The following is a 23,429-nucleotide window of genomic DNA, read 5'->3' on the forward strand; positions in this document are numbered from 1 at the left end:
CATGTTATTTTAGCGGAAGGGTTGTAGAATCTATGAAAAAACAAGGAAAGGTTGCGGCGCTGTTTCTCTTGCCTTACTTGTTGGTCTTTCTCGTATTCCGTTTCGGACCGAGTGTGGCCGGCTTATTCGTCGGCTTTATGAAGTGGAACATCGTAGGCACGGCATCCTTCGCAGGCTTGAACAACTTTATTAAGCTGTTTCGCGATCCGATTTTTTACACATCGTTAAAAAACACATTGGTTTTTCTGCTTATGACACTGCCGCCGCTCGTTGTATTCAGCTTGCTGCTGGCGATCCTGCTTAACCAAAAATTGCGGTTTCGCAATGCGGTACGGACCATTTCGATCATTCCGTACGTCTTGATTCCGGCTGTCGTCGGGATTATCTGGAACTGGCTGTATGACAACAACTTCGGGATTTTGAACTATTATTTGAAGCTGGTCGGGCTGAACCCGGTTGAATGGCTGACGAATGAAAAATACGCGCTGTTCTCCGTAGCGATCGTGACCGTGTGGTCTTTCCTGGGCTATAACATGATTCTTTATTTGGCCGGTTTGCAGGACATTTCCAAAGACTTGTATGAAGCGTCGGAGATTGACGGAGCGAACAAGTACCAGACGTTTCTGAAAATCACGTTCCCGTTATTGAAGCCGATCACCTCAATGATCATCACGCTAACGCTCATTAACACGATTCAAGTGTTTGACCAAATTTTCGTCATGACCAACGGCGGACCAGGCACGGCGACCCTGACGCTTGTTCAATACTTGTACGGCACCGCTTTCCAAAATTACAACTTGGGTTACGGATCGGCGCTCGGTGTTGCCATCTTGGCTATCTTGATCGTGATGGTTCAAATCCAATCCAAATTGCTGAAGCTGGATGACTAGGAGTGAATGTTAGCATGAATGCGAAAAAGTTACCGGTATACCTTGTCATGATTGTCGTGAGCATCATATTCTTGTTCCCTTTGCTCTGGTCATTCCTATCGTCGCTCAAGCCGGAGGCCCAGATCGTAAGCTACCCGCCGAAATGGGTGCCGGAAGTCATTACACTGGAAAACTACACGATGGTTTTGAAAAACTATCCCTACCTTAGCTGGATGATGAACAGTGTCGGGATGACCGTCGCTTCGACTTTGTTTGTTCTCGCCTTGACGACACTCGCCGCCTATGCGTTCGGCCGCTTGCATTTTACGGGCAAGAAAGTGATCTTCACGCTCGTCGTATCGATGCTTTTAATTCCGATTCAAGCGTACATCGTTCCGTTATTTCTCTTGGTATCCAAGTTAGGCCTTCTGAACAGCTATTATGCCATTGTTCTTGTGGCGGGCGCCAACGTTACGAGTGTCTTTATTCTTACCAGCTTCTTCAAGAGTATTCCTAAAGAGCTGGAGGAAGCGGCTCGGATTGACGGCTGCCAGGATTTCGGGATTTTCGGTAAAATCATGCTTCCGCTTGCGAAGCCTGCCGTATCCACCGTCACCATTCTCATGTTCATTACGAACTGGAACAACTTCCTGTGGCCGTTGATAGCGATTCGCGAAAATTCCTTGAAGCCGCTAGCGGTCGGTATCGCACAGTTCATGGGCGGCGCCAACTCGACCGCGCAGTTTCAGTATGGGACTTCGCTGGCAGGGGCTTGTATGGCGATTATTCCGTCCATCATCGTTTTTCTTTCCCTTCAGCGGTATTTTGTTGAGGGCATAGCCAATACCGGGATTAAGGGATAGATTGTTCACAGGAGGAAATCAGCATGGAATTTACACCCGTTGTCAAAGAGCTTATTTTTGACACAAATAAGCCGTTTGCAAGCTGTCATGCCTCTCATCTGACGCTGCTGCCGAACGGTGACATTCTTGCCGCCTGGTTCGCCGGAAGCGAGGAAGGGGCGGACGATATCTCCATCTGGGGTTCGCGGCGCGAAGGCGGAATTTGGACGAAGCCGGTCCAGCTCGCGGATGAGGTGAACGAACCGCATTGGAATCCGGTGTTTCACAGGAAAGCGGACGGCGAACTCGTTCTCTTCTATAAGGTCGGTCGTTTGCTGAAGGAATGGTACACCATGGTCAAGACGTCCCGGGATGAAGGCCGAAGCTGGTCGGCGCCGGTCGAATTGGTTGCAGGAGACCGCGGAGGCCGGGGGCCGGTGCGCAACAAGCTGATCGTGCTGAAGGACGGAACTTGGCTTGCTCCCGCTTCGACGGAAGACGGCATTTGGCAGTCGTTCGCGGATCGGTCCGAGGACGAGGGGAAGAGCTGGACCAAGAGCGGAGACATTCGCATCGAAGAGCTGGACTACGGGAACATTCAGGAAGTGACGGACAGCGATATTCCGGTTTCCAAGCAATCGTTTATCGGCCGGGGCGTCATTCAACCTACGTTATGGGAATCGGAGCCCGGGAAGGTTCATATGCTGCTGCGCAGTACGGAAGGCTTCATCTATAGAAGTGATTCCGACGATGGCGGCCGTTCCTGGTGCGGCGCATACCCGACATCGCTTCCGAACAACAACAGCGGCATCGATGTGGTGAAGCTGGATAACGGTACGCTGGTACTCGCGTTTAACCCGGTCGGCGACAATTGGGGACCGAGGTCGCCCCTCGTGCTGCGCGCTTCCGAGGACAACGGTTTGACGTGGGGAAGCGAGTTTGTGTTGGAGAACGAGGCCGGGGAATATTCCTATCCCGCCATTATTGCCGAAGGAAACAACTTGTATATGACGTATACGTGGAAAAGAGAAAGTATAGCTTTTAGACAAATATCCGTGGGATGAAGCGGAATATAGATATGGAAACCTACTACGGATCGTGAGGGAGAACCGGATGATGAAACAAATTCCTGCGGGTGTGTGGCCTACAATGATCACCCCGTTCACAGAATCGAACGAGATTGATTATGACGCTTTGGAACGATTGATCGATTGGTATATCGGGCATGGCGTTGACGGATTGTTTGCGGTATGCCAGTCGAGTGAGATGTTCTTCTTAAGCAAGGAAGAGCGAGTGAAGCTTGCGGCATTCGTGAAGGAAAAGGCTGCGGGCCGAGTTCCTGTTATTGCATCGGGGCACATATCGGATAAGTACGAGGATCAGGTCGAGGAACTGAAGGCGCTTGCCGATACGGGAATCGATGCGCTTGTGTTAATTACAAACCGGCTGTCCTCGGAAGGAGAACCGGACGCGACCTGGAAGCGAAATTTGGAGAAGCTGCTGAAGGAGCTTCCGGAAGAAACACCGCTCGGATTCTACGAGTGTCCGTTCCCTTACAAAAAAATCATTTCCCCGGAAGCGCTGAAATGGTGCGCTGAAACCGGCCGTTTTCTGTTTCTGAAAGACACCAGCTGCGATGCCGAGAATATAAGATTGAAATTGGAAGCCGTTCAAGGGACCGGCTTGAATATATATAACGCGAACACGGCCACGCTGCTCGAGACGTTGAAGCTCGGCGTCACCGGGTACAGCGGCGTCATGGCCAACTTCCACCCGGAGCTGTATGTCTGGCTCATGCAAAACTGGCAGCAGAAGCCGGAGGAAGCGGATCATCTGAGCAATTTCGTAAGTATCGCTTCCTTCATCGAGAAACAATTGTATCCGGTTAACGCCAAATATTATTTGATGCTGGAAGGGGTTCTCTCCAACTATCATTGCCGCTCCAAGAACCATCTGGACTTTACGGCTACCAACCGGCTTGAGATCGAGCAGCTGCATCGCTTGTCCAAGACGGTTGCCAAGACATACGGAATTTAAAAATAAACGTTTGTTTAAAACCAAGGAGGAAAACCATGAACTCGTCCCGATTCGTAAACCGTTTGCAAGGAGATATGCCTAAGATCGGAATTCGCCCTATTATTGACGGCCGCCGAGGCGGTATCCGTGAATCGCTGGAAGAGCCGACGATGAATATGGCCATCGCTTGCGCCAAATTTTTGAGCGAAAATTTGCGTCATTCGAACGGGCTGCCGGTCGAATGCGTCATTGCCGATACGACGATTGGCGGCGTAGCGGAAGCGGCGAGAGCAGCCGAGAAATTCCGCAAGGAAGGCGTAGGCGTTACGATCTCGGTGACGCCGTCCTGGTGCTACCCGCTTGAGACGATCGATACGGATCCTTTCATGCCTAAAGCCATCTGGGGCTTTAACGGGACGGAAAGACCGGGTGCCGTATACTTGGCATCGGCGCTGGGGGCGCATAATCAGAAAGGGCTGCCGGCCTTCAGCATTTACGGCAAGGATGTTCAGGATATGGGCGACAGCTCGATTCCGGAGGACGTTCAAGAGAAGCTGCTGCGCTTTGCCAAGGCGGGCCTTGCCGTCGCTACGATGCGGGGCAAGTCATATTTGGCGCTCGGCACTGTGTCCATGGGGATCGCAGGCTGCATCGTGGACGAATCGTTCTTCCAAGACTATTTGGGCATGCGCAATGAGTATGTGGATATGACGGAATTTGTCCGGCGGATGGAACGGGGAATTTACGATAAGGAAGAATTCGAACGCGCTTTGGCATGGACCAAAGAAAATTGTCATATCGGCGCAGATGTGAATCCTCCTGAGCTGAAGAGAACCGACGAACAGAAGGAGCAAGATCTGGAGACGGTTGTCAAAATGACGCTGATCGCCCGCGACCTGATGATCGGGAATCCGAAGCTCGCGGAGATGGGCTACGAGGAAGAGGCGCTCGGACATAACGCGATCGCCGCCGGTTTCCAAGGACAGCGCGCCTGGACCGATCACTTTCCGAACGGCGACTTTATGGAAGCGATATTGACCAGCTCGTTCGATTGGAACGGCATTCGCGAACCGTTCATAATGGCTACCGAGAACGATAACCTCAATGCGGTCACGATGCTCTTCGGTCACTTGTTGACGAACAGCGCGCAAATATTCGCCGATGTGCGTACGTATTGGAGTCCGGAAGCGGTCAAGCGCGTGACGGGACATGAGCTGACCGGGCCTGCTGCCGGCGGGATCATTCACTTGATCAACTCCGGACCTGCGGCACTGGATGCGACTGGCGAGCAAACAATCAACGGACAGCCGGCCATGAAGCCATTCTGGGACATTACGGACGATGAAGTGAAGAAATGCCTGGATGCGACGAAGTGGTGTCCGGCAGTCGATTTCTTCCGCGGAGGCGGGTATTCGACAGACTTCACGACGCGTGGCGGCATGCCGATGACGATCGCACGGATTAATCTGATTAAAGGCGTCGGCCCGGTCCTGCAGCTTGCAGAGGGCTATTCGGTCGAGCTTCCCGAGGACGTTCACGATGTGCTTGACCAGCGCTCCAACCCGACTTGGCCGACGACCTGGTTCGTGCCGAAGCTTACCGGGAAAGGCGCATTCAAAGACGTCTATACGGTCATGAATAACTGGGGCTCGAATCATTGCGCCGTCAGCTACGGTCATGTCGGCGGAGATTTAATTACGTTAGCTTCGATGCTGCGGATTCCGGTGTGCATGCACAACGTTCCCGAAGATCAAATATTCCGTCCTAGCGCATGGTCGGCGTTCGGTGTGAATGAGCCGGTGGGAGCCGATTATCGGGCATGCTCGACCTTCGGCCCGTTGTACCGTTAGAACGGAGGAACATGCGATGGGAAAACGATATGCGATAGGAGTCGATTACGGGACGGAGTCCGGCAGAGCCGTCATCGTTGACGTCGACAACGGTGAGGAGCTTGCCGTCCACGTGACGCCGTATCCTCACGGTGTGATCGATGAACGCTTGCCGGGGTCCGGCAAGCCGCTGGAGCCGAACTGGGCGCTTCAGCATCCGGACGATTACATGGAGGTCCTAAGACGGTCGGTTCCCGAGGTGCTGCGCATTTCGGGGGTTGATCCGGCGCAAGTGATCGGCATCGGGATTGATTTTACGGCGTGCACCATGCTCCCTGTCGATGAGGACGGCAATCCTCTATGCGATCAAGAGGCTTACCGCGATGAGCCGCATGCGTATGTCAAGCTGTGGAAGCATCATGCGGCGCAGGACGAAGCCAACCGGATTAATGAAACGGCCGAGGCGCGGGGCGAGCTGTTCTTAAGCCGGTACGGCGGTAAAACCTCGTCGGAATGGATGGTCGCCAAAGCGTGGCAAATCATGAATGAGGCTCCTGAAGTGTATGAGGCGGCCGACCGGTTTATGGAGGCTGCGGACTGGACGGTTCTTCAACTAACCGGCAATCCGGTCCGCAGCAGCTGCGGCGCAGGCTACAAAGCATTCTGGCATAAAGCGGACGGCTATCCTTCGCCCGACTTCTTCAAAGCTTTGGATCCGAAGCTTGAACGATTCGTGGAAACGAAGCTGGCGGGCGACGTCGTGTCGCTTGGAACGAAAGCCGGCGAATTGACGGCGGAAGCGGCTGATATGCTGGGGCTGCGTGCCGGAACGGCAGTTGCCGCCAGCATCATCGACGCGCACGCGGGCGTTCCGGGTACCGGGGCCGTTCGCTCGGGTCAAATGGTCATGGCCATGGGCACCTCATTGTGTCATATGCTGCTGAGCGACAAAGAAATTCATGCCGAAGGCATCAGCGGTGTCGTGGAAGACGGCATCATTCCCGGGCTTTACGGGTATGAGGCGGGTCAGCCCGCGGTAGGGGATCTGTTCGGCTGGTTTGTTGACCACCAGGTGCCCGGCTACGTGCTGGAAGCGGCGGCAAGCGAAGGGCTCAGCGTTCACGGCTGGTTGGAACGACGGGCAGCGGAGCTGAAGCCCGGCGAGCACGGCTTGCTGGCGCTCGATTGGTGGAACGGCAACCGTTCCGTGCTGGTGGATGCCGATTTAAGCGGCATGATCGTCGGATTGACGCTCCAGACGAAGCCGGAGGAAATTTACCGTTCCTTATTGGAAGCAACCGCCTTCGGCACACGTAAGATTATCGATACGTTCGAGGCGGCGGGCGTCGAGGTGAACGAACTGTTCGCCTGCGGAGGCTTGCCGCAGCGCAACCGTCTGCTGATGCAAATTTATGCAGACGTGACCGGCCGTGAGATCAAGATTGCCGCGTCGACCCAAACCCCTGCGCTTGGGGCGGCGATGTTCGGAGCCGTGGCTGCGGGGGCCGAACGCGGCGGCTACGACAGTATAGCCGAGGCTGCTGCGAAGATGGCGCATGTACGTGAGGAAACGTATCTCCCGAATGCTGCGAACAAGGCTGTTTACGACGAGCTGTACGCGGCTTACAACCGGCTGCATGATCTATTTGGCCGGGGCGGCTGTCAAGTGATGAAAGAGCTTCTGAGCATCAAGCGACTGCAAAGTGAAGCGTAACGGATAGAGAAATAGAAGAAACGCCTTCATCAGAACCTTTACCGGGTTTGATGGAGGCGTTCATTGTTTTGAGGAAATCCTTTTTTTGACATGGGGAAAATTAATCGGTAACATGATTTTGAATAACGATAACCAACTGTTGGGCAAATAAGGAGGAATCGAGAAAATGGAAATTATATACCATGGACATTCTTGCGTTCAAATCGTAACCGGGGACAAATCGCTCATCATCGATCCGTTCCTGCGGGGCAACGCCCTGGCGGTAACCAAACCTGAGGACATTAAGACGGACGCGGTTCTTCTGACACATGCGCATATGGATCATATATTGGATGCGGAGCCGATCGCCAAAGCCAATGATGTGCCGGTCGTAGCCACGTTTGAGCTTGCAGCCTACATGTCCTGGAAGGGACTCCGGACGATTGGCATGAATACGGGGGGAACCGTCGATCTGGGTTTTGCGAAGGCAAAAATGATTCAAGCGTTCCATAGCTCGGGGATCGTGCTGGAGGACGAGCAGCGAATTGTGTACGGCGGCATGCCGGGCGGCTTTATCGTTACCGCGGAGGGCATTACCGTACTTCATGCGGGTGACACGGCGCTTTACGGCGATATGAAGATGATTGGAGACCGTCATTCGATTGACGTTGCCTTCATTCCCATGGGCGACCATTATACGATGGGACCTGAAGATGCCGTCCAAGCGGCGGAATGGTTCGGGGCCAAGCTGGTCGTACCGGTCCACTATGATACGTTCCCGGCTATTCGGCAGGACGCTGAAGCGTTCGTTCGCAGGCTGGAGGAAAAAGGTATACAAGGCCGGGTGCTCAAACCGGGCGAGCAAATGACGGTTAAATCGTAACCCTGTACGACTATCGGCTTTTCAAGAATCGGTACAAGGCAACTCGGCGTTCTAGGCGAATTTGCTTTGTCAAATATCAGGCACGAATGTATCTGTTTCGAAAGGGCTCCGTATAGGAGCCTTCTTTTTTTATGTGCCGGAGATGAACGGTACCGCTCTGGAGGAATTTTGTCGAAATTTGTTTCAAAATGTAGTATATTGACGGAAAATAGATTGATAAGTATCCAATCATGGAATAAGATGAAGAGAAAAGTTGTGTAAGCGTTTGATTTTGGAACAAACCATTGTGGTGAAGATCGTGTTGCTTGGGAAATTAACGGATAAAGAAGGTGAACATGCTGGACGCTTTATTACGAACCTGCCCCGTTGAATTCATTGATTATAGAATCGTTGTCCGAACCTGCCGTATTTATAAACAAACAGGGCGCTATTCATTTTGTAAATCAATCATGGATTAACTTTCCGATCCATAGCGGCGAGAAATTAGATGCCTATCTCGGTATACGTTATTTGAATTTATATGATGGCGACGACGATCTTAAGCAAGGGATCGCCCGTGTAATGTCTGCAGGTCTGCCGTCTTACAAACATGAGTTTGCTGTGCAAATCAATGAGGATAAACAATATTTTTTAATGAAGGCAACGCCTATCGAGGATCATGGAACCGGGATTTTGGGCATTTTCATGATTTATTTTAATATTACAAATCAAAAAAAATTGGAGCAAACGTTAAGAAAAAAAGAAGAGCAATACCGGCTCATTGAAGAACACTCGCAAGATATGATCAAAATCACAGATATTCACGGCAAGATCGAGTATGTATCTCCATCCCATCAGCACCAGACCGGACATTGTAACGATGAATTCGACATCTTCCATTACTTACACGAAGATGATGTAATTAAATTGAAAGAAACGTATCGAGAGATGATACAAACGAAAGACTCGTATGTGCTGGAAATTCGGAACAAGATCAGGAACGGTCAATGGGTCTGGTATGAAGCCGCATGTTCCCCGATCTTTTCGGACGAAGGCGAAGTCCATCAAATTTTAATCGTTTCGAGGGATATCACCGTTAGAAAACAAACCATGCAAGAATTGGAATTTATGGCGTATCACGATTATTTAACAGGGCTTTATAACCGCCGGAAGATCAAACTCATTTTGGATGAGACGCTGGAGGAGGCGGTTCGCCAAAATGAAGATTTTGCTTTGCTGATTATGGACATCGACCAATTTAAAACCATCAATGACACGTATGGCCATGATGTAGGCGACATGGTTTTGAAGGAGTTTTCCAATCGCTTGCTGAACTGCAAGCGGGAAGGTGACTTTGTAGGCCGATTAAGCGGAGACGAATTTACCGTTATCATGAAAAACATTCATGGCAAACAGGAAATAACCGCTTTTATACACCTGTTCCTGCAATCGCTGGGGGACCCCTTTCCTGTGCCGGATTTAAATGACGGCATCATCGTAAATTCAAGTATAGGGTACTCTATATATTCGGAGCATGGAACCAACATGATGAAGCTTTTTAAACATGCGGATATTGCGTTGTACAAGGCAAAGAAGAAAAGTAAAAAGGGCAGAGGCAAGTCTGCCTTGCTCAATAGACAAATATGAGCTGGTTGTATCGGCAAGTGTCGGTATAAGCAGTTACCCCCGAGGATGCTCCCATTCTTAAAGATCTGATGAAAAACGCCGCCATCGCCATGTATGATGCGAAAATTTCCGGTAAACGCACCGTTAAAGTATATACACCTTCGTTAAACCTGGCTGCATATAAAAAATTTACACGGGTCAGCGACTTTCAAAAGGCAATTGACAATCATGAGTTTAGTTAGAAGCACAAGGGGATTCGTTTAATTACGGTTCCCTTTTTGTCGTGGTTTTCAAAATGAAAGAAGACAGTTGACACTTTAAACTGTTACAAATATAATGACAGTAAGCGAACTGTTACTAAAACGATCTCAGATAGGTTGGCTTAGTAAAAAGAAAGAGGTGACCGGGTATGAATCCAGCAAACGATGCGTTGATTAGAGAAGGCGATTGGGTAAGCGGCACATCCGTTAAGGATGAAAAATTTATCGGATACGTCGAGTCGATGAACGAAAATGGCGAACTGAAGGTTGTGGTGACACAATGCGACCTTCAGGAAACGGTGGGTACGACCATCGAAACCAAGCTTGCCAGAGTAAAGAAGTTGCCGGCCTACACACCGTCAGCTCCGGAAGAAGTGCGCAGTTTGATTGAACTTGCTCTGATGACGCATGATAAAGAATGGTTCGAAGAACTGAGAGCCAGGCAGTCTGCAGCCTCCGCAACCGGATCGGCTGGCCGGCAGCACACCCATCATGCGCCTGCTTCAAGGCTGTTTGGAACGGCTCCAAAAAATCGGAGCGGGTCCTGATGAAATGCTAAAAAGCATGAAACCAGAACAAACTAGCTACAGATATTGTTTATAAATTGGGGAGGAATCATACCTTTGGACACAAAATACAAGCCTTTATTCGAAACTTTCAAGTTTAAAAGCGGCATTCAACTGAAAAATCGCATCGTGATGGCGCCAATGACCAACTTCTCATCGCACGAGGATGGCACAGTCAGCGACGCGGAAGTCAGCTACTATGCCCGCCGGTCGAACGGGGTCGGCATGGTGATTACCGCCTGCACCTATGTAACCCCCAACGGCAAAGGATTTCAAGGTGAGTTTGCCGGCGACCGCGACGAGATGATTCCAAGTTTACGTCGTCTGGCTGAAACGATTAAGGAACAAGGTGCCAAGGCTGTCCTGCAAATTTTTCACGGCGGCCGGATGTGTCCCCCGGAACTGGTTGACGGCGATGTCGTAAGCGCCAGTGCCGTTGCTTCGGAACAGGAAGGAAGCGTCGTGCCGAGAGCTTTGTCTGATTCGGAGATCGAGGCGATTGTTCGCGATTTTGGAGAAGCTACCCGCCGGGCTATCGAAGCCGGATACGATGGCGTCGAAATTCATGGAGCCAACGGTTACTTGATCCAACAGTTTTTCTCCCCGCATTCCAACCGCCGCGAAGACCGCTGGGGAGGAAGCTTGGAGAAGCGCATGACCTTCCCGTTAGCTGTTGTGGAGGAAGTGAAGCGGGTTGTGGCCAAGCACGCGAAGCAACCGTTTCTGGTGGGCTACCGCTTTTCCCCGGAAGAAGCGGAAACTCCCGGGATCACGATGGAGGATACGCTGCAATTGGTCGATGCGTTAGCGGACCGGGATCTCGACTACATCCATGTATCGTTAATGGATTTCTGGTCCAAACCTAGACGTGGCGCAGACGAAAGCAAGTCTCGGATCGAATGGATCCGCGAGCGTGCCGGTAACCGTGTGCCTGTCATCGGCGTAGGCTCGCTTCACAGTGCGGATGATGCGCTGAAAGCTTTGCAAACGGGAATTCCGCTCATTGCTCTGGGCCGCGAGCTCATTATCGAGCCCGATTGGGTTGTGAAAGTAGCCGAAGGCCGGGAGTCGGATATCCAAACTACCTTAACGAAAGACGATCAGGAGCGTCTGGTCATCCCGGATCCGCTGTGGCAGGCCATCATGCATACGCCGGGCTGGTTTCCGGTCGTTTAACCCCTGACCGCTTTAAGTAATTGAAGACAGGCAGTCCCTTGCGAACGGCCTGTCGCGCACTAGCGTTTCGAACGGAACGCAAACAGCCCCGCTACCTGCAACGGTAACGGAGCTGTTTTTTTATATAGGATCAATCATAGCCGTTCTTATTTTTACTTGGCAAAAATGTGCTTGCCGATTTTTACGGTTTGCGGGCGGGACCAAATCCACGCGCTGGTCGCCGTATCCGGATTGAAATAATAAAGCGAATTGTTTGTAGGGTCCCAGCCGCGAACAGCGTCCTGTGCCGCCAAATAAGCGGTTTTGTTAGGCGTTAACCAATATTGGCCGTCATCGACTGCTGTGAACGCTCCCGGCTGAAACACGACATCGCGGATATTGTCCGGGAATTGGGCGGATTGAATCCGGTTCATGACTACAGCCCCAACGGCAACTTGTCCTTTATAAGGTTCTCCGCGGGCCTCGCTATTAATAATTTTGGCCATAACGTCCAGTTCGCTTCGGTTCAGCGAATACTTTTTTAAGGCTTTCCAGGTATTTGGGCCAACGACGCCGTCTGGCGCCAAGCCGTAATCTTTTTGGAATTTACGAACCGCCGTTAAGGTTTGGGTTCCGAACTGTCCATCTAACGCCGTTTGATAATATCCTAATGTTTTTAAACGGAACTGTAAGTCCCACACATCCCCGTTTGACGTCCCTTTGGTTAATACCGCAGGCTTCGTTGCCGCCTGGGCGTGCCCTTCATGAAATGTGCCGGCACTTATGAGCAGTACCGCGACAAGAAAGGCGAATGCTCTCATTCGCATCATGGATGATCCTCCCCTTTCCTTCACCCATTATAAATTAATAAAATTTGTGTTCAATACATAAATGATGGAAATCAGTCATCCGGCCTTGCTGCTGCTGATGTTTCGCAACCTCGTTACCGTAATCGGAAAGCGTAACAAAAGCGGATCGTTCATCATACTTGTAATGTATTCGGAGCAGTTCCTGCAAGGCTGCGGAAGGAGGAATCTCGGTGGGCGCTGTTGTGGCAATTGTAGGAGAAGGGCTGCTGGCGGACTTCGTGTGCGAAGCCTTGTCCGGCCCGCACCAAGTCTTTCGTCAGACGGATTTCAAGGCAATTGTACCGGAAGCGGCGGAATTGGTGCTGGTGCTGCAGGATGATTGGAACGCTTCCGTCAATCAGGAAGCGGAAGCGGCACTGCAGCCCAGCGGCAAGATTTGGCTTAGCGGCTTCGCTTCATCGGACGAGGGCGTAGTCGGACCACTGGTTCGACCGGGTACGCCGGGATGCTCCCAGTGTGCGGACATGCGCCGGCAAATGGCGGGACGCGGTCAGGAGATGTCGGAGCTGCAGATGATGCTGCTGGTGAACGGGGGAATGCCGCGTCATCGGCGGGCGTCCCGAACAGCGCTTTGGCAGCTGAGCCGCCTGCTTGCAGCGGAGGCCCGGAGGGTGCTGCAGGGCGGCCGGGCCCGCTCGGAAGGACGGGTCTATCTCATGAACATGAACACGCTGGAGAGCTCGCTTCACTTCTTTCTGCCCGACCCGTTGTGTCCGGTTTGTGGGCGGATACCCGACGATACACCGGCGGCATCCCGAATTTCGCTGCAGCCTAATCCTAAGATCAGCGCCTCCAGTTATCGCTGCCGTCCGCTGGACGACCTGAAGAAAGTTCTCGTTAAAGACTATCTGGATGACCGGACCGGTCTTCTGAAAGGGAAGAGGATTGATCTCGTGTCGCCGTTTGCCGATGTTTGCGTGAGCTTGCCGTTGTTCGCGCAAGATGAGATAACGGCCGGCCGAACGCATTCGTATGTGGAGAGCGAGCTGACTGCTATATTAGAGGGCTTGGAACGAAACTGCGGGATGGCTCCCCGCGGCAAGCGGACCGTGATGAATGACAGCTACCGCCATGTGGCGGAGCAAGCGCTCAATCCGGTCACGGTAGGGGTATATACGAAGGAACAGTATGCGCAGCCCGATTTTCCGTTCCAGCCGTTTGATCCGGACCGGCCCATCGATTGGGTTTGGGGCTATTCGTTCCTGCGGGAACGTCCGATTCTGGTTCCGGAGCTGCTTGCCTATTACAGCGTAGGTTTTGGGGAAGGGTTTGTGAACGAAGCATCCAGCGGTTGCGCGCTGGGTGGAAGTTTGGAAGAGGCCGTGTTATACGGCATATTGGAAGTGGTGGAACGCGACTCGTTTCTGATGACCTGGTACGCGCAGCTGCCTGTACCGCGCCTGGATCCTTATTCAGCGGGCGATCGGCAATTGCGGCTGATGGTCGACCGTCTGCAGGCGGTGACCGGGTATAAGCTGCATTTGTTTAACACAACGATGGAGAATGGAATTCCGAGCGTAGTGGCCATCGCCAAAAACAGCAAACCGGCGGGAGTGAATCTCATCTGCGCGGCCGGGGCTCATTTGGACCCGGTAAGAGCCGCGAAGAGTGCGATTCATGAGCTGGCCGGCATCCTGCCGATGCTAGGCGAGAAATTGGAGACAAACCGGGAAGATTATGTACCTATGCTGCACGATGCGTCCCTGGTGCGCCAGATGGAAGACCATTCCATGCTGTACAGCTTGCCTGAAGCCGAGGAGCGCCTGCATTTTTTACTGGATGGCAGCCGCCCTCTGCGCACGTTTGATGAGGAGTTCAAGCTGAAAGACAGGCGTGCGGATTTGACCGATGATCTGAAGGACGTCATTCAGACGTTCGGCCGGTTGAACCTCGAGGTGATTGTCATCGACCAGTCCACGCCGGAAACGTTACGAAACGGATTATATTGTGTCAAGGTGCTGATTCCGGGGATGCTGCCGATGACGTTCGGGCATCACCTGACCCGCTTGGCGGGACTGGAAAGAGTACTGACCGTACCGGCAGAGCTGGGGTTTAGGAAGCAGCGTTTGGCTATCGATCAGCTGAACCCGCATCCGCACCCGTTTCCCTAACCTGAAAGGCATGGCAGGTGAAGAAAGGACCTTGCCGTCAACAAGATCCTTTCTTCGGATCGATTATAAGAGCCAGCCGCGAAGAACAATAACAAGCAGAATGAACAGAACAAGGATGACGCCCGTGCTAGTGAACCCTCCGCAAGAACCGCCGCCTAAAAATCCCCTAGATAACGCCTCCTTTCCTTAGGAAGTGGTTGGCGGGAGGCGTGCTCTTTTCTTGGACTCCGTGTAAAATGTGTCCGGGAAATCTTGATCCCGGCTTTGATTCGTTGGCGGCAAAGGGGCGGCCGCATATGCAAATACTCCCATTATTGCGTAAGATAGTACATCACAATAAGAGAGGGAGGAACGGCATGTTCGTATATGCGGCATTAGGCGATTCCATTACGTTTGGTCAAAATGCAAGTTCCGTCGAGCGAATGTATCCCAGCCTGATCATTTCCATGCTGCGTTCCAAAGGCATACAAGCCAAACGAATCGTGCTCGCTCGTCCGGGATGGACAAGCGCTGATCTGGTAGATGCATTGGATACGGATCCTTATCCGTTTCGTTTCGTCGATACGGTGACGGTATGGATCGGCGGGGTTGATCTCATTAGCGGCGGCTTGCAAATGCTTCAAGGCTCCGGCAAGTCTGGTTTGGAAGCGATGATTCGCCAATATGAAAGAAGACTCGGTGCCATACTCCGCCACATCCGCACGGCCGGATCGTGCGACGTGGTCTGCTGCACCCAGTATAACCCGTTTCCGAACAGTCCGATCGCCGTGACCGGCATAAACTTGCTGAATCAGGTCATCAGCGGAACGGCTGCCCGAACCGGCTGCTGCGTTGCCCGTGTGGATCAATGGTTCTCCGGTAACGAGCCGCATTTGATTGACGGCTACCGGAGCGGCAGCGTCGAGGAGGTTCCCCGCGGAATCACAGCGGTGCATCCGAACGATAACGGGCACAGCGTCATCGCGGCAGGCCTTTTACCCATCGTTTATTCGGGCCGGAAGCGTTAAAAGCCGAAGAACCAGGGGGATTTATATGGCCCGGGGCAACTCCGATGCGCCACCCGGCAAACGACCGGCTCAGCGCGTGTAAAATGGCTGTCGCCGGCCTCCTAACCGCTGTATTTTTTCCTGTAATGGCTTAAGGCCAGAAGCGGCCAAATGTACCGATAGCTGTGGTAATGCATATAAAATGCACCCGGAAGGCCCGCCCCGGTAGGATAAGCGGCGGCCCAACCGTCCTCGCTCAATAGGGCGAGGAGCCTTTGCATGCCTTTCTCCACTTCGGGAACCGGCTTCGGATGAAAGGCGATCAGGGCGTCCAGCGCCCATGCGGTTTGCGACGGCGTACTGGCCCCGAGCGGCACATACCGCATAAGCCGATCGCTTCTGCAGGATTCTCCCCAGCCGCCGTCGGGATTCTGGATGCTGCTTAGCCAGCTGACGCCTCTTTGCACAGCGGGATGGCCCGTGTCTACCCCCGCCGAGATCATTCCCGTCATCGCGGCCCATGTGCCATATATATAGCAAATCCCCCAACGTCCGTACCACGAGCCGTCCTCTTCCTGATGATCGATCAGCCAATCCGTTCCGCGGCGAACGAAAGGGTGCTTTAGGCCGAGCCCTGCCGTATTCCCCAAAAATTCCAAGGTTCGTCCCGTCAAATCGGCTGACGAAGGGTCGATAGCCGCCGCTTGGGCTCCGTCGATCGGCAGCCAAGCGAGCAGCTTGTTATCCGTGTCTCGTTCGAATGCGGGCCATCCTCCATCGCGATTTTGCATCGACAACAGCCAATTCAGTCCGCGGTTCCATGCATCCCGGCTGGGGGGATCGCTCTGCACCAACCGCTTGATCGCTCTTAACGCTGCTGTCGTATCGTCCACATCGGGATTGATCGTATTGGAGTCCGAAAACCCCCAACCACCCGGTACGGGATTCCGGTTATGCAGGCTCCAATCGCCCAAAGTCCGCTGTTGCTTGGAAACGATATAAGAGGCGGCGCTCCGGATCGCCTTGCTTTCGGGGGCAACCCCGGCTTCCTGCAGCGCGTGGGACAGTAATGCGGTATCCCAGACGGCCGATGGCGAGTTTTGCAGAAACATCTTCCCGTCCGAGCTGCAGACCATGGCCGTTAAGCCCCGAACCGCACGGGTAATGACCGGATGCTGCTTGTCATAGCCGAGCGCGAGCAGTGCGAAGATCATCAGAAATGTGCAGCTTGCATAGCTGTAGAGCGTTCCGTCCGGCTCGATCCTCTCCAGCATGTATTGCTCCGCCCGTTTGGCAGCGGCCATATGCAGCTTGCCAGGGATGCCGACGAGCTTCCCCAGGCCCGCCCTGATTTCATCAAGCAAGGCTTGAAAGCCGTCTGCGGGCTGTCGTTGACCGGCCGGGCCCGACGGGTCCAGGCTGCCTGACCGGGCGGCCGACAAGTCGGACAAGTCGGACAAGTCGGACAAATCGGGGGAGGCTTGCGTTTTCATAGCGAATCGGCGATCGGCCATGAGAAGAATGGGAGCAAGATGCACTCTCGCATAAGCGGAAAAATCGAAAAAGTTAAGCGGGAAAGACGGAGGGAGCAGCAAAAATTCAAGAGGAATGAAGAGTGAAGCCGGCCATGGATATTGACCGGTGGCCGCGAGCAGCACGATGGTCAGCAGGCTGTCGATGCTGCGGACCCCGCCTTTTGACAAGATGTACTGCTTGGCTTTCCTCATCGACTCGTCCGATGTGGCACTGTATCCCGAATACAAAAGCGCATAGTAAGCTTCCACCGTGGCGGACAAGTTCCCTTCCTCTTCATCGTGAAACAATTTCCAGGAACCGTCGGCTTGCTGGGCAGCTGCAATCCGGTCGTGCAGCTGCCGGATCAGGCTTTCGTCGGGCTCCTGCAAGGTTCGCAGGACAACGATCATATAGGCATCTGTTACCGTTCCGTTCTCAAAGCAAAAGCGCCATGACCCGTCTTCCTTCTGCAGCCGCAAAAGCTCTTCCGTCAGGCGCTGGATTTCCGAGTTTGTCTCGCTCATCGTATCCATCCGAGCATCCACCCTCCCTTGTCCCCTCGTTCCCCTTGAACCAATCGCGCCAATCAGCATCGCATACGTTCGCAGTTGATCGTCTTCTCCATTATATGAAAGGTGATGCGGATAACATGCGATTCCGATTTTCTTCGTCGTTTCCGGTAGAAACTGGTAGGCTGGTGTTTACACTAGCTTTACAAGAGGTTAAATAATCAGAAAGTCGATTCATCCAAGAGGGGGGGGATCCGGTTGATCAGTTTTCATCAGGTTCAGAAGCATTACGGCAGCTTTCACGTCTTAAAGGATATTAATCTGCGCGTCAACCTAGGGGAAGTCGTGGTCGTCATCGGTCCCTCGGGCTCCGGCAAAAGCACATTGGTTCGATGCATCAACCAGTTGGAGAAGATTACGAGCGGCGACCTGATTGTCGATAACGTGAAAGTGAACGGCAGGGGCACCGACTTGAACAAGCTGCGCCGGGAGATCGGCATGGTGTTTCAACACTTTAATTTGTACCCGCACAAAACGGTTCTGCAGAACATTACGCTGGCACCCGTCAAGGTGCTTGGGGTATCGGAGACCGAAGCGAAAGAAACGGCGATGTTCTATCTGCAGAAGGTCGGCATCGCCGAGAAGGCCGGCAGTTATCCGGCGCAGCTGTCGGGCGGCCAGCAGCAGCGGGTGGCGATCGCCCGGGGACTGGCGATGAAGCCGAAGATCATGCTGTTCGACGAGCCCACCTCGGCACTCGATCCCGAGACGATCGGAGAAGTGCTCGATATTATGAAGACGCTGGCCAAGGAAGGGATGACCATGGTTGTCGTGACGCATGAAATGGGCTTTGCCCGCGAAGTGGCCGACCGCATCGTCTTCATGGATCAAGGGCGAATTTTGGAGGAAGCGCATCCGCGCGATTTCTTCTCCCAACCTCGGGAAGAACGGGCGCGTTTATTTCTTAGCCGTATCCTCAATCACTAATTTCATGAGAAAAGGGTGGATGAACGATGAAAAAAACGTGGAAAAGCATGGTAGGTCTCAGTTTGGCTGTTGTCTTAAGCGCGACGGCATTAGCCGCATGTACGCGGGTGGAGCCGGCGCCAAGCGCGAAACCGGAAGACAAAGCGCAGGTTACGCCTGCGGCAGGCACGCTCGCTGAAATGAAGAAGCGCGACAAATTCGTCGTCGGGGTCAAGTACGATCTGAACTTGTTCGGGCTGAAGGATCCGGGCACCGGCAAGGTCGAAGGCTTCGATATCGACATCGCCAAGGCGATCGCGAAGAAGGTGCTCGGCGACGAGAACAAAATCGAGCTGAAGGAAGTAACGTCCAAGACGCGGATTCCGATGCTGCGCAACGGCGAGATCGATGCGATCATCGCGACGATGACGGTTACGGAAGAACGCAAGCAAGAGGTCGACTTCTCCGACATTTACTTCATGGCCGGCCAGTCGTTCCTCGTGAAGAAGGACAGCCCGATCAACGGAATCGCCGATATCAAGAAAGGCACGAAGGTTGTGACGGCTAAAGGCTCGACATCCGCTGTGAATGTTCGCGCCAAGGCGCCTGACGCCACGGTGCTTGAGTTCGAAAACTATGCGGAAGCGTTCACGGCGCTCAAGGCCGGGCAAGGCGACGCGCTGACGACCGATAACGCGCTGCTCTACGGGATGGCCAAGCAAGATCCGAACTACCGTGTCACGGAAGGCGCATTTACCGAAGAACCGTATGGCATTGCAATCAAGAAAGGCGATCAGGAGTTCGTCACGCTCGTCAACGATACGTTGAAAGAGCTGAAGAATAACGGCGAATACGACAAGATCTATGAGAAATGGATCGGATCGAAGCCTGCGAAATAATGTAAAGATGTGATGCAGAAGGAGAAGGGAGCTTGACGAATGCTTGATCTTACCGTGCTGACAGAGCATTGGGGGATGTACGCGGAAGGGTTCGGCAACACGGTCAAGGCAAGCGTCCTGGCGCTGATCGGCAGCTTCGTTCTCGGAACGGTGTTCGCCGTATTCCGCATAGCGCCTTACCGTGTGTTGAATTGGGCGGGTACCGCTTATGTGGAATTTGTTCGAAACATCCCGCTCATTCTCGTCGTATTCGTATTCTTCGTCGGCTTGCCCGCCGTAGGCGTCCGGCTTGATTCGTTCACAGCCGGAACGCTCGGGCTTACCGTATACACGGCGGCCTTCATCGCCGAGACGGTTCGCGCGGGGATTCTCTCCGTGTCCAAAGGCCAGATGGAAGCGGCCCGATCGTCGGGCCTGACGTACATCCAAGCGATGCTTCATGTCATTTTGCCGCAGGCCATCAAAATCGTGATTCCTCCGATCGGCAACCAGTTTATTAACCTGGTGAAGAACTCCTCGATTCTCGGCGTCATCGCCGGTCTCGACTTGATGTACTTCGGCGATCTTATCTCTACAAGGACGTTCATTACGTTTGACGTCTACATCATTGTCGGCTTATTCTATCTCGTTCTAACCGTTCCGCTCAGCCTGATGGTCGGGTACCTGGAGCGGCGTTTAGAGACGAACCGCTAAGGGGGGAGATCCATGGATTTTACAGGAGCGTACTCTCCCGAGCATCTGTCGTTCTTGCTCCAAGGATTTGGGGTCACGCTGGAAGTAGCCTTCTACTCGATCGTGCTTAGTTTTATCGTCGGGACCGTGCTCGGCGTTGTGCGTTACGCCAAAATTCCCGTCCTCTCGCAGGCGGTGGTATTGGCTGTGGAAACCGTACGGAACCTGCCGCTGCTGTTGATCATCTTCTTCACGTACTTCGCATTGCCGGAAATCGGCTTTAAGCTGGATAAGATGTTCGCCGCCGTGCTGGCCCTCGTTATTTTCGAGTCGGCGATGATCTCCGAGATCGTGCGAAGCGGGCTGAAGTCGGTCGAGAAGGGGCAGATCGAAGCGGCCCGGTCGTCGGGGCTGAACAATGTCCAGACGCTGTGGCATATCGTACTGCCGCAAGCGCTGCGGCGCATGGTGCCGCCGATCGTCAGCCAGTTCATCTCCTTGCTCAAGGACACCTCGCTGGCGGTCGTCATTGCCCTGCCGGAACTGATGAACCATGCGCAAATCATTAACGGCCGCAATGTAAACTATGTGATTCCGATCTTTGTATGCGTAGCGGTCATGTATTTTGCCGTTAACTATGCTTTGTCGGTGCTGTCCAGGCGGCTCGAGCGACGCGTTTCCTAAATTTCATTGGTGTTAAAGATCGCCATTTCTTAGTAATATAGGAATGGGGGTCTTATTTTTTATCGAAAAGAGGGAGCATGTGCGCGAGCGACTTGCCATCTTAACCATCATTATGTTCGCGACGGCGTTCTTCGGGGAAATGAAAGTAAATCCGTTCGGAGGCTCGTTCCGGTTCTCGTTAGGCATCGCCGCCTTCTTCTTCGGCTTACTGTGGTTTCGTTCCGTTCCCGTTATCCCCACCGGCTTGCTGACCGGCGCGTTCATCTTGTGCTTTCGTCTCAGTTTCGATCAATTTTTTTACGGTATCGCCTATACGGACAGTTTACAAGCCCACTTGCCGTCGGCCGTTTATTACGTCAGTTTTACGCTGTTGATCCATATGAGCCGGGCGCGACGGCACCTGGAATTTCCGTTTCGGGTCGGGTTAATCGGCACGGCGGTCGATTTTACTTCCAACATGGTCGAACTGCTGGTCCGCTACTCGCTGGGCGATCATATCTCGCCGACCTGGCAAAGCATCTCGCTTCTGCTGCTCTTCGCGTCCCTGCGCAGCATGTTCGTTGTAGGGCTGTATAACAATTTCTCCATTCGCCAATTGCGCGCCGTAGGCAAGGTTCGTCAGCAGGAATTGGAACGGCTTCGGATGATTAATACGAATCTCTATGAAGAAACCTTTTATTTGCGCAAATCGATGGCCCACCTCGAGGAAATTACGCGTAAAAGCTATCAGTTGTATAAGCGGTTGTGCGAGACGGATCATCAGGACGCTTCTACAGCCCTGCACGTTACGGAAAATGTGCATGAAGTCAAGAAAGACTCGCAGCGGATCTTGGCAGGCTTATCCAAGCTGATGCATCAAGAGGAGCTGGCTTCCCGAATCACCGTCATGGAACTGTGCGGCCTGGTCATTCGCACGAATCGGAAGTATGCGGAAATGTTAGGCAAGCCGATCGCTTTTCATGAATCGTGCGGTATTCCATTGGTCACGTCGCAAATTTACGCGCTGCTGTCGGTATTGAACAATCTGGTCGCCAACGCCGTGGAGGCTATCGGGCATGCGGGCCGGATCGAGCTTGCGGTTCATGTGGACGGGCGGGATCTCGTATTTCTCGTTGCCGATACCGGTCCCGGCATCCCGCAGGAGGAGCAGGAATGGGTGTTTCAATCCGGATACACGACGAAATACGATACGGAAGGGAATGCCTCGACGGGAATCGGGCTGACGCATGCGCTCGGGATTGTACATAGCTTGAACGGAACGCTAAGGCTGCTCCCGAGCTCCAGAGGGACGCGTTTCGAGGTAAGGATTCCTATCGATCAATTGCTCAGTAAGGAGGTGGTCGCATGCTCCGTTTCTACCTGATTGAAGACGATGCGGTCGTACGAAGAATGCTCGAGCGCATCATAAACGAAAGCGGGCTGGGAGAGATTGCGGGTCAGGCGGAGGATGGTCTTCACGTTTCGGCGGATCAGCTATACGGGATAGATGTCGTCCTGATCGATCTGCTGCTCCCAGGACTGGACGGCATTCGAACGATCCGGAAATTGCAGTCGGGGGGATTTGCCGGCCGGTTTATTATGATTTCCCAGGTGGAAAACAAAGAAATGATCGGGGAGGCTTACCAGCAGGGCATCGATACGTTCATCCAGAAGCCGATCAACCGCCTGGAAGTGCTGTCGGTCTTGAAGCGGGTGGCCAATCATATTACGCTCGCGGTATCGCTCCATTCGATACGCAAGTCGCTGCAGCTGCTGGATGAGAAGGGCAAAGAACAGACGGAGCCCGGAGGCGGCAGAAGCGAATCGGGCCTCGGCTACGGCACCTACGAGCAAAACAAGCTTGAGCAGAAGGTTCGTCAGATGCTGCTGCAGCTCGGCATCGCCGGGGAAGCCGGGGCCCCGGACCTGCTGCTGATGATGCAGTGGCTGCATCAGGACGAACGGGGGGAGGAGCTGCTGTTCGAGCTGCAGCTCAAGGAAATTTACATCCAGGTGCTGCACAAACTGCACGGTCACAAGGAAGACGACCCGGTCGTGCAGCGCGAGGTGCGCGCGATGGAGCAGCGAATTCGCCGCATGGTGCTGCAAGCCTTCACGCATCTGTCGTCGATGGGGCTGGCGGATTATGCGAATCCGACCTTCGAGCATTTTGCGCCTCGGCTGTTCGATTTCCAGGAGATCCGCTTACGCATGCATGAGCTGGAAGCCGATGTGAAATCAACGAAATGCCGGATCAACGTCAGAAAGTTTTTGTCGGTTTTCTACATGGAGGCGCTCGGATAAAGCAAGTCGAAACGAACAGCAATTCTACACAAGCCGGACGTAAAAGCTTCACGCGAAGACAGGTTGAGTATGTTATAGGTGATTAATAGCAAAGCCACACCCGTATACGCTGCGTATACGGTTTTTTTCAGTTGAACAAGAGGCCGAACCTCGCTCCAGAGAAGTAATGCGGTCAATAGCACATACCCCGTGAGCAGCAGCGGGAAAAAACTTCAGA

At 53.2% G+C, this 23,429-nt stretch carries 20 protein-coding genes and 1 pseudogene; 18 read left to right on the forward strand and 3 right to left on the reverse strand.

Translation table 11 applies throughout. The features are described 5' to 3' along the window. The first annotated feature begins 32 nt into the window (after positions 1 to 32). The 10 genes from FKP33_RS09165 (at position 33) to FKP33_RS09210 (ending at position 11,739) form a co-directional block, all read left to right on the forward strand. Positions 33 to 890 carry a carbohydrate ABC transporter permease gene (locus FKP33_RS09165; protein WP_127606403.1) on the forward strand — a complete coding sequence of 286 codons (858 nt, stop codon included), beginning with the start codon at positions 33 to 35 and terminating at the stop codon, positions 888 to 890. 14 nt (positions 891 to 904) lie between these two features. Further along, positions 905 to 1,732 carry a carbohydrate ABC transporter permease gene (locus FKP33_RS09170; protein ID WP_054799787.1) on the forward strand — a complete coding sequence of 276 codons (828 nt, stop codon included), beginning with the start codon at positions 905 to 907 and terminating at the stop codon, positions 1,730 to 1,732. Between the two features lie 23 nt (positions 1,733 to 1,755). Then, positions 1,756 to 2,775 (forward strand): sialidase family protein, encoded by a 1,020-nt coding sequence (locus tag FKP33_RS09175; RefSeq protein ID WP_127606401.1) that lies wholly within the window; start codon positions 1,756 to 1,758, stop codon positions 2,773 to 2,775. Between the two features lie 49 nt (positions 2,776 to 2,824). Continuing rightward, positions 2,825 to 3,748 carry a dihydrodipicolinate synthase family protein gene (locus FKP33_RS09180; RefSeq protein ID WP_127606399.1) on the forward strand — a complete coding sequence of 308 codons (924 nt, stop codon included), beginning with the start codon at positions 2,825 to 2,827 and terminating at the stop codon, positions 3,746 to 3,748. 35 nt (positions 3,749 to 3,783) lie between these two features. Further along, positions 3,784 to 5,577 carry an L-fucose isomerase gene (locus FKP33_RS09185; protein WP_141334645.1) on the forward strand — a complete coding sequence of 598 codons (1,794 nt, stop codon included), beginning with the start codon at positions 3,784 to 3,786 and terminating at the stop codon, positions 5,575 to 5,577. Positions 5,578 to 5,593: 16 nt separating this feature from the next. Then, complete coding sequence (locus tag FKP33_RS09190) at positions 5,594 to 7,270, forward strand: ribulokinase (RefSeq protein ID WP_141334647.1); 1,677 nt, start codon at positions 5,594 to 5,596, stop codon at positions 7,268 to 7,270. Between the two features lie 166 nt (positions 7,271 to 7,436). Then, entirely contained in the window at positions 7,437 to 8,132 is a 696-nt protein-coding gene (locus FKP33_RS09195; protein ID WP_054797247.1) for a metal-dependent hydrolase, read from the forward strand. Between the two features lie 366 nt (positions 8,133 to 8,498). Further along, positions 8,499 to 9,758: a diguanylate cyclase domain-containing protein gene (locus FKP33_RS09200; protein ID WP_141334649.1), complete on the forward strand. Its 1,260-nt coding sequence runs from the start codon at positions 8,499 to 8,501 to the stop codon at positions 9,756 to 9,758. A gap of 388 nt (positions 9,759 to 10,146) precedes the next feature. Next, positions 10,147 to 10,545 carry a hypothetical protein gene (locus tag FKP33_RS09205; protein ID WP_141334651.1) on the forward strand — a complete coding sequence of 133 codons (399 nt, stop codon included), beginning with the start codon at positions 10,147 to 10,149 and terminating at the stop codon, positions 10,543 to 10,545. 75 nt (positions 10,546 to 10,620) lie between these two features. Then, positions 10,621 to 11,739 carry an NADH-dependent flavin oxidoreductase gene (locus FKP33_RS09210; RefSeq protein ID WP_127606386.1) on the forward strand — a complete coding sequence of 373 codons (1,119 nt, stop codon included), beginning with the start codon at positions 10,621 to 10,623 and terminating at the stop codon, positions 11,737 to 11,739. A 152-nt stretch (positions 11,740 to 11,891) separates the two neighbouring features. Here FKP33_RS09210 and sleB read toward each other — a convergent pair whose 3' ends face one another. Continuing rightward, positions 11,892 to 12,548, reverse strand: coding sequence for a spore cortex-lytic enzyme (gene sleB / locus FKP33_RS09215; protein ID WP_141334652.1), 657 nt, complete (start codon positions 12,546 to 12,548; stop codon positions 11,892 to 11,894). Positions 12,549 to 12,757: 209 nt separating this feature from the next. On the opposite strand from sleB, the gene FKP33_RS09220 reads away from it, so the two are divergent. Then, entirely contained in the window at positions 12,758 to 14,698 is a 1,941-nt protein-coding gene (locus FKP33_RS09220) for a TOMM precursor leader peptide-binding protein (protein WP_141334654.1), read from the forward strand. Between the two features lie 63 nt (positions 14,699 to 14,761). Here FKP33_RS09220 and FKP33_RS27645 read toward each other — a convergent pair. Next, a pseudogene (locus tag FKP33_RS27645) lies at positions 14,762 to 14,854 on the reverse strand (sporulation protein YjcZ); the annotation flags it as partial. Positions 14,855 to 15,054: 200 nt separating this feature from the next. On the opposite strand from FKP33_RS27645, the gene FKP33_RS09230 reads away from it, so the two are divergent. Beyond that, positions 15,055 to 15,705, forward strand: coding sequence for an SGNH/GDSL hydrolase family protein (locus FKP33_RS09230; RefSeq protein ID WP_181410095.1), 651 nt, complete (start codon positions 15,055 to 15,057; stop codon positions 15,703 to 15,705). 101 nt (positions 15,706 to 15,806) lie between these two features. On the opposite strand, the gene shc is transcribed toward FKP33_RS09230, so the two are convergent. Further along, positions 15,807 to 17,732: a squalene--hopene cyclase gene (gene shc, locus FKP33_RS09235; protein WP_373423855.1), complete on the reverse strand. Its 1,926-nt coding sequence runs from the start codon at positions 17,730 to 17,732 to the stop codon at positions 15,807 to 15,809. A gap of 234 nt (positions 17,733 to 17,966) precedes the next feature. Between shc and FKP33_RS09240 the strand changes: the two genes are divergently transcribed. From FKP33_RS09240 to FKP33_RS09265, 6 genes are all read left to right on the forward strand, one after another. After that, on the forward strand, positions 17,967 to 18,695 hold the full coding sequence (locus FKP33_RS09240) for an amino acid ABC transporter ATP-binding protein (RefSeq protein WP_141334658.1): 729 nt from the start codon (positions 17,967 to 17,969) through the stop codon (positions 18,693 to 18,695). 26 nt (positions 18,696 to 18,721) lie between these two features. Beyond that, on the forward strand, positions 18,722 to 19,573 hold the full coding sequence (locus FKP33_RS09245) for a transporter substrate-binding domain-containing protein (RefSeq protein WP_127606378.1): 852 nt from the start codon (positions 18,722 to 18,724) through the stop codon (positions 19,571 to 19,573). Between the two features lie 39 nt (positions 19,574 to 19,612). Next, positions 19,613 to 20,266, forward strand: a complete 654-nt coding sequence (locus FKP33_RS09250; RefSeq protein WP_054799779.1) for an amino acid ABC transporter permease — start codon at positions 19,613 to 19,615, stop codon at positions 20,264 to 20,266. A gap of 12 nt (positions 20,267 to 20,278) precedes the next feature. Further along, positions 20,279 to 20,929, forward strand: coding sequence for an amino acid ABC transporter permease (locus FKP33_RS09255; protein WP_054797255.1), 651 nt, complete (start codon positions 20,279 to 20,281; stop codon positions 20,927 to 20,929). A gap of 79 nt (positions 20,930 to 21,008) precedes the next feature. Then, positions 21,009 to 22,292, forward strand: coding sequence for a sensor histidine kinase (locus FKP33_RS09260; RefSeq protein WP_127606376.1), 1,284 nt, complete (start codon positions 21,009 to 21,011; stop codon positions 22,290 to 22,292). Continuing rightward, a complete protein-coding gene (locus FKP33_RS09265; protein WP_054797256.1) occupies positions 22,274 to 23,212 on the forward strand; it encodes a response regulator in 939 nt (312 codons plus the stop codon). The genes FKP33_RS09260 and FKP33_RS09265 overlap by 19 nt, the downstream gene beginning before the upstream one ends. Positions 23,213 to 23,429 lie beyond the last annotated feature (217 nt).

The organism is Paenibacillus sp. tmac-D7 (assembly GCF_006519665.1).
Lineage (GTDB): Bacteria > Bacillota > Bacilli > Paenibacillales > NBRC-103111 > Paenibacillus_G > Paenibacillus_G validus.